The organism is Pseudomonas sp. RL_5y_Pfl2_73, from assembly GCF_963970515.1.
Lineage (GTDB): Bacteria > Pseudomonadota > Gammaproteobacteria > Pseudomonadales > Pseudomonadaceae > Aquipseudomonas.
On the sequence record NZ_CAXAPD010000064.1, the window covers coordinates 1 to 5,739 of the forward strand.

A 5,739-nucleotide genomic window follows, 5' to 3' on the forward strand; every position below is an offset into this window, starting at 1 on the left:
GGGTCTGCTTGCGCTTGCCGGCGTACTCGGCATCGGCGAAGGTCATCTGTTTCATCATTGAAAAGCTCGGCGACTGGTGTCCGGTAATTTTGCCAAATCAGGAAGTCTTTTTCAGCGTTTCCCTAGACCTCAAGCAGAGCGGATTTTGTTTGGTAGGCGCGATTGGACTCGCACCAACGCCCCCCCCACCATGTCAAGGTGACCTTGTGGGAGAAACTGGGGACGGAGCACGATTTCGAGTTAGCCTTTGGCCGGCCAGCCTCATAACCGTGGCCTCTCTCCTTTTCCGCTTTCCTCCCAAAAAGGCGCGAGAGGCGTTGAAAACGCGCCACGAAATCATGATCAGCGAAAACGCAGCACGAATGTTTGATAGAAAATCGCGACGGGCGGTTGCGCACGATTCAGGGAACGAGATTGTCAGCCACCGTTATTCATCCTCTGCCCTGATGTCTGCAGAATGGGCGTTCCATGTGCTGAGCATCCAATGTGGCAGTTGATCGTGACGTCTCACACCGATACGCGCGTTAGCATATGGCATATGTGGCTCTAGCACTGTGCGGACCAGAATCTGATCATTTGAAATTTGAATTGGCGCAACCAGATCAGGAGCAGCGGTAATATTCTCCCTATCTTTCAAATAAAGCGGCACCAAGTAATTCATCTTGCCATAGTACCAATATGGCAAGTGCAGCTGCCTATTCATAGACCATTGAATAGCGCCAGAAATAGCGCACATTTGAGCCACTGGCGGAGCGTCTTTTAGAAAAGCAACGCGGTCCGCGTTCTCGCGCAGCATATGGTCATGCTGCATTACAATTTCCACGCCTCGGGGGATCTCATCTCCGTGAGGTATGACTGGTGGCGGCGGAAGAGACGGCGCACTAATGTGAGATCCAGCCTTGATCAACTTCCAGGGGGCGCCTCGATCGCCAGCTGTAAACACCAAATATAGTGGCGTACCATATCTGGTTTGAAGGTGTCCTGCTGTTATATAAAATTGGTCATCAGAAAACGTCACTGCACCTTGCTCGATGCTCCAGGCAATAGTCGCACCAAGGTATTTTTTCAGGACGTGGTTATCATTTCCCCAGTTCTCTGAAAGAGCCTCTTCTGCAAGAGCAGTCAGTACTGGAATAGGCGTGTAGGCAAAAGCGTTTAATCGTCTGACAACTTCGTTTGTGTACCCACTTCCTATATCCGCTTGAAGTCTCGTGATGTTCAAAATAACACTCCATGTCGATGCAGTTATAATAAATACTTACACGTTTTCCAAAAGTTGCCAGCATCAGTCACGGAGAACGGAGCCTACTCGACGGAATAAGCCTTCGAAATCTACCCCAAGACGGAAAGATATTGTAGCGGCGGGAGCCTAGCGTCAGAACCAAGCCCTGAGACATCTAACGAGCCGGAGAAATAGTCATGGTGGACTTGTACCAAGTGCCTTCTCGAATCGCTTTGAAGCTTTCGGAGAGACTTGAGTTACTTAGGAGTTTCTCCCGAATCTCCTCAAGAACGTCATCGCCCACCTCAGTAAGAACCACCTTAAGAGTCGTCTCCTCAACCCGGGACGTTTTCACTGACTCCGGTAGCTTGGCGACAATTAACTTGTGAAAGGCGGTGGTTCCCGGGTCCTTCAATTCACCCTCTTGCACAAAGACGTCGTGAACCCAAGCCAGATTAGCGTTTTCGATCTGGTCAATTGTAAGTCTCATACTTCTCCTTGAACCGGCTCCATGCCGGTTCCTTGATATACCCTAACTTAAACCAAATTGCCACCACCTATCACAGAAACCTGCAGAAACCTGCAGAAACCGGGGACAGACCACGACTTTGGGTCCCGTGCAATCAGTCCCTTTCATCTCGTGGCCGTGCCACCATTTCTCTTTAGGCATCAACGAAGAACCCTGAGACTCTCCCCAACCCTGATCCTGTCGAGCGCCCTGTTTAGAGCATACAAGGCATTGAACAGGGCTTTCGCCTCAGCCTCCCGTGCCAGTTCATGAAGCCAGGGACAGGCCACAACTTTTAACTCGTACTGAACGCAATCTTTCACATCCCTTTCACAGCCGAGCGCCCATGTTCATCTCAGCTCCTAGTGAAACCCTTTTAGCCCGGCCTCCCCAGTCGGGCCTTTCTTTGCGCGCCAAAGGTACGCCGACGCCTAGAAACCGGCGACAATCCACGATGTTGAATTTATCTGTAATCAGCCCGTCCCATAATAATTGTGGTCTGTACCAGTTTTCCACATCCCCGCTTCCCCCTGGGGCTAGAGCACTGCCACTTCCAGCTTTGGCCAGTTAAATTTGTAATTGAGAGGAGGCAGCTCGAAATGCGGGGCCAGATAGAGAGCTAACATTTCCCCTTCTTTTGCATAGACGGCTGTCTTATCTAGAGTCGGACAGCAACTAACCCAGAGTGTGTCCAAAGGGAAAACGGCTTCGAAGGGGGCGTAATTAAACCGCCAGCCCGCCATATGCCCTGAGACTCAGGGACTCCTTGCGCAGCGCACAAACGCAGCAAGACGCCGCCGTAAACTGTCCGATTCGCCAATAGCAAGATGCCGTGCTCGTCGGAACCGACAGTTCGGCGAATCTCATGGCCTGCACAGATTATGTAGGCGCCGGGTGCCACCGGTGCATCGTCCTTTTTCCCTTCTCATTCGACTTGACCAGCACGCGAGGTAGTGAGCACCAGCAGGGAACGGCCAGAAGTGGTCACCTGAAATGCCCCCCCAACCTTCACATCGCCTTGGAAGAGATTGCATGTGCCAACTCAAAGGTGCCTTGAGCAAACACGGCTAGGCGCGTTCACGTCGCTATAGTCGACTCTATTGCCGACCGTACTTCCAGGAGCCTTTTCCCAGTGTCTGACATGTCGACCAACTTCGCTTACACAAAACGCTTCAACGCCGTCCTCGCCTACATTAACGAGAATCTCGAAGGTGATCTGTCGGTGAATACGTTGAGCCATGTGGCGAACTTTTCGGCATTTCACTTCCATCGACAATTCACCGCGTTCGTAGGCGTGCCTGTTTCACGTTATGTGCAACTGATGCGACTACGACGCGCGGCGCATCGCCTAGCCGCCGTCGCTGATCACTCGGTACTGGAGGCCGCACTCGGTGCCGGCTTCGAAAGTCCGGAGGCATTTTGCAGGGCGTTCAGGCGGGCGTTCGGTATGACGCCGAGTGCGTTCAGGAAAGAGCCGAATTGGCAGGTCTGGAATGCGGTGTTCGCAATCCCTCATTTTTCCAGGACTATCATCATGCAAATACGAATCGTGCAATTCCCTGAAGTCAGGGTCGCTTCATTTGAGCACTGCGGGCCCGCCGGGCTCGTCAATGAGAGCGTGCGCAAGTTCATCGAGTGGCGTAAGCAGAGCGGACAGTCGCCGGTGGCGTCGAGTCGCAGCTTTGGCATTCCCTATGGCAACCCCGATACGACACCTGCGCAAGCATTCCGCTTCGCAATCTGCGGCGAGATTCACGAGGCCGTGGCGCCGAATGAGTTCGGCGTGCGCGAAATCGTCATTCCCGGCGGTCGCTGCGTCGTGGTACGACATGTGGGATCACCGGATCACATCGGCGAAACGATCTATCCGATTTACCGCGATTGGCTTCCTGCCAGTGGAGAGGAACTTCGTGACCAACCGCTGTTCTTCCATTACCTGAGCATCTATCCCGAGACACCGCAGGATCACTGGCAAACTGATGTGTATGTTCCGCTGCAATAGCGGGGCAAGCAGTTTTCGATCCTGAACTGACGTCGATGAATGTCCATTCAGACAGGCCAGCGAACCCGGGACAGCCCATGACGTTGAGTTTACTCATCATCAGATCGTGGCCTGCCCTGTTTTCCGGCGGCAATCAGCCGCTAGCACAGGATTTACAGACGCGCAGATTCCCTGTCTCGGGCGCTTTGCCCGGCCGGATAGCCGGCATTGGTACCACCTTCGTCTCTTTGCTGCAGTTATCACAAAAGATGCCGCCGCACGCTCGACAGTGGTGCTTACGGGTGAATACACCAAAGGCGGTATTGCAGCCGGGGCAGCGTTGGACGCTGTCGTCTGGTTTCCAGAGACTGGGTCGGCTTTGCAACTGGCGAAACACGTCCTGCCCACCGGGAACTTCCGCAGCCTTGTAGAACGTTTCGATTCCTTTATGCACGCTCGTCGCGCCGGTCATGACCTCGTGGTACGTGTGGGTCGAACTCTGGCTGGTCGGCATGAAATGAAAGAAGGCGACAATACAGAACGCCAGCGCGGCAAGGCTATCATCGTCCTCGATACCCATTTGCCTGGCGGCGTAAACCATATCCATCGCCGAGCCGGATTTACCTGCCCAGATGGAGTTGTTCAGGCTGCGCTGGTTGGCGATCCAGGGGTTGTCCTCCGCAAGGCTGTATTTCTCGTTCTCGATGCGCATACCTCGGGTAGTGCCTCGATTTGGCGTCTCGAATCTGTTGCAGCGGCAGAAGTCGTGGATAGCGGCGACCTTTTTATACAGCCGGGTCAGCGGCAACTCGGTTGCGAGGGCGTCGACAATGTCCCGGGTCCAATCCAGTGTCGCGCCGGGGCCGTAGTACGACTCGCCCTCAGGGCAGTTGCGTCGTCTGCTGGTGATAGCCTACTGGATATTCCCTATTAATCGGTCCAGCACATAACGTTCGAACATCTTGACGTTGGCGAGGACATCGAGCGCCAGGCGCTCTTCTTTTTGCCTGTTATCCGTGGCTGCAACATGCCCTCGTAGCGCGATGATCAGTGTGTCAATCGACGTGAATGTTTTTTCCTGCGTGCTTTGCAATGCCAGACTGGTAGGTTCACCGTCCAGGCGCCCGGCAGGCCCGAACGGACTGTTCGAAGACACGGAGACGAATTGCCCGCGGGCATTGCCGCTCGCAATGGGTGCTGCTACCCAATCGTTGAACGTTGGCAGGAGCAGCACCGATTCGTCGGCGGCGAGCCGTGGCGCCACCTGCGTGCTCCAGAATGTCGTCTTGAGCTGTTTGCTGCGGAAAGGCCGGATCTTTCTCTCCCGTACCAGTTGCTCCACGCCCTCATCGGTGCAGTCGAAAACAAGGATCTCGTTGACCGTTAACATGGCTCGTCCTTGAGAGAAGAAATTGGCGGGTGGATCGCTTGGCCGCTTAGCAACACGTGGCTGCGCTAGCCATCAGTGATGGCCTGGGCATTCTCGAAAGTCTCGTATGCCGCAATGATCACTTCGCTCGATTTGCTGATCGAGAGCAAGCGTTCCAAGACATCAGCTTGCGCTTGATTGCTCATGACTCGCGCCTTGAACTGACCCAATGTCGGAACACCAAGGAATAGCCCACAAACTCAAATCACGCCAACCGGCGAATAAAAGCCGGGGACGGCTCCCGATTTGAGCTCACTTGTAATCGGCCCATCTAATAATCGTGGCCTGTCCCCCTGCTCGCTCGCGCAGTGGCGGGCCTTGCGGCTGGTTCTGCACTCTGGTGGCCTCAGGACGTGTTCGCGCACAACCTGAGGTCGCCCTCTCTATTATCCGGCGCAACGCAAAAGCCCCGATCAAAATCGGGGCTTTCTCGTTTCTGCTAGACGCAAAACCCGCTCGACGGCGGGCTGTGTGCGGATTCCACGACACTTGGACACTCAGCCCACGATCATTTGGACACTCATTCCACGCTCACTTGGACAGGCAGTCGGAGCGCAGCGACGCAGGTTCGCATTGTTAGTCTGAAGTCCCGGTTGCAG

Annotated in this window: 5 protein-coding genes; 1 reads left to right on the plus strand and 4 read right to left on the minus strand. The window is 54.5% G+C overall.

The window, feature by feature from the left end; genetic code table 11:
* Positions 1 to 427: 427 nt before the first annotated feature.
* On the minus strand, positions 428 to 1,222 hold the full coding sequence (locus tag AACY42_RS27805; RefSeq protein WP_339483693.1) for a DUF3825 domain-containing protein: 795 nt from the start codon (positions 1,220 to 1,222) through the stop codon (positions 428 to 430).
* Between the two features lie 175 nt (positions 1,223 to 1,397).
* Entirely contained in the window at positions 1,398 to 1,712 is a 315-nt protein-coding gene (locus AACY42_RS27810) for a hypothetical protein (RefSeq protein ID WP_339483695.1), read from the minus strand.
* A 1,150-nt stretch (positions 1,713 to 2,862) separates the two neighbouring features.
* Here AACY42_RS27810 and AACY42_RS27815 point away from each other — a divergent pair.
* Complete coding sequence (locus AACY42_RS27815) at positions 2,863 to 3,732, plus strand: AraC family transcriptional regulator (RefSeq protein WP_079302033.1); 870 nt, start codon at positions 2,863 to 2,865, stop codon at positions 3,730 to 3,732.
* Positions 3,733 to 3,865: 133 nt separating this feature from the next.
* On the opposite strand, the gene AACY42_RS27820 is transcribed toward AACY42_RS27815, so the two are convergent.
* Positions 3,866 to 4,423 carry an FYVE zinc finger domain-containing protein gene (locus tag AACY42_RS27820; protein WP_339483698.1) on the minus strand — a complete coding sequence of 186 codons (558 nt, stop codon included), beginning with the start codon at positions 4,421 to 4,423 and terminating at the stop codon, positions 3,866 to 3,868.
* 201 nt (positions 4,424 to 4,624) lie between these two features.
* Positions 4,625 to 5,101, minus strand: coding sequence for a hypothetical protein (locus AACY42_RS27825; protein ID WP_339483700.1), 477 nt, complete (start codon positions 5,099 to 5,101; stop codon positions 4,625 to 4,627).
* Positions 5,102 to 5,739: the final 638 nt, after the last annotated feature.

What these genes read in the sequence shown, in the direction of transcription:
- AACY42_RS27810 (WP_339483695.1), bottom strand. Translation starts at nt 1,712, where the DNA reads ATGAGACTTACAATTGACCAGATCGAAAACGCTAATCTGGCTTGGGTT.
- AACY42_RS27820 (WP_339483698.1), bottom strand. Translation starts at nt 4,423, where the DNA reads ATGCGCATCGAGAACGAGAAATACAGCCTTGCGGAGGACAACCCCTGG.
- AACY42_RS27825 (WP_339483700.1), bottom strand. Translation starts at nt 5,101, where the DNA reads ATGTTAACGGTCAACGAGATCCTTGTTTTCGACTGCACCGATGAGGGC.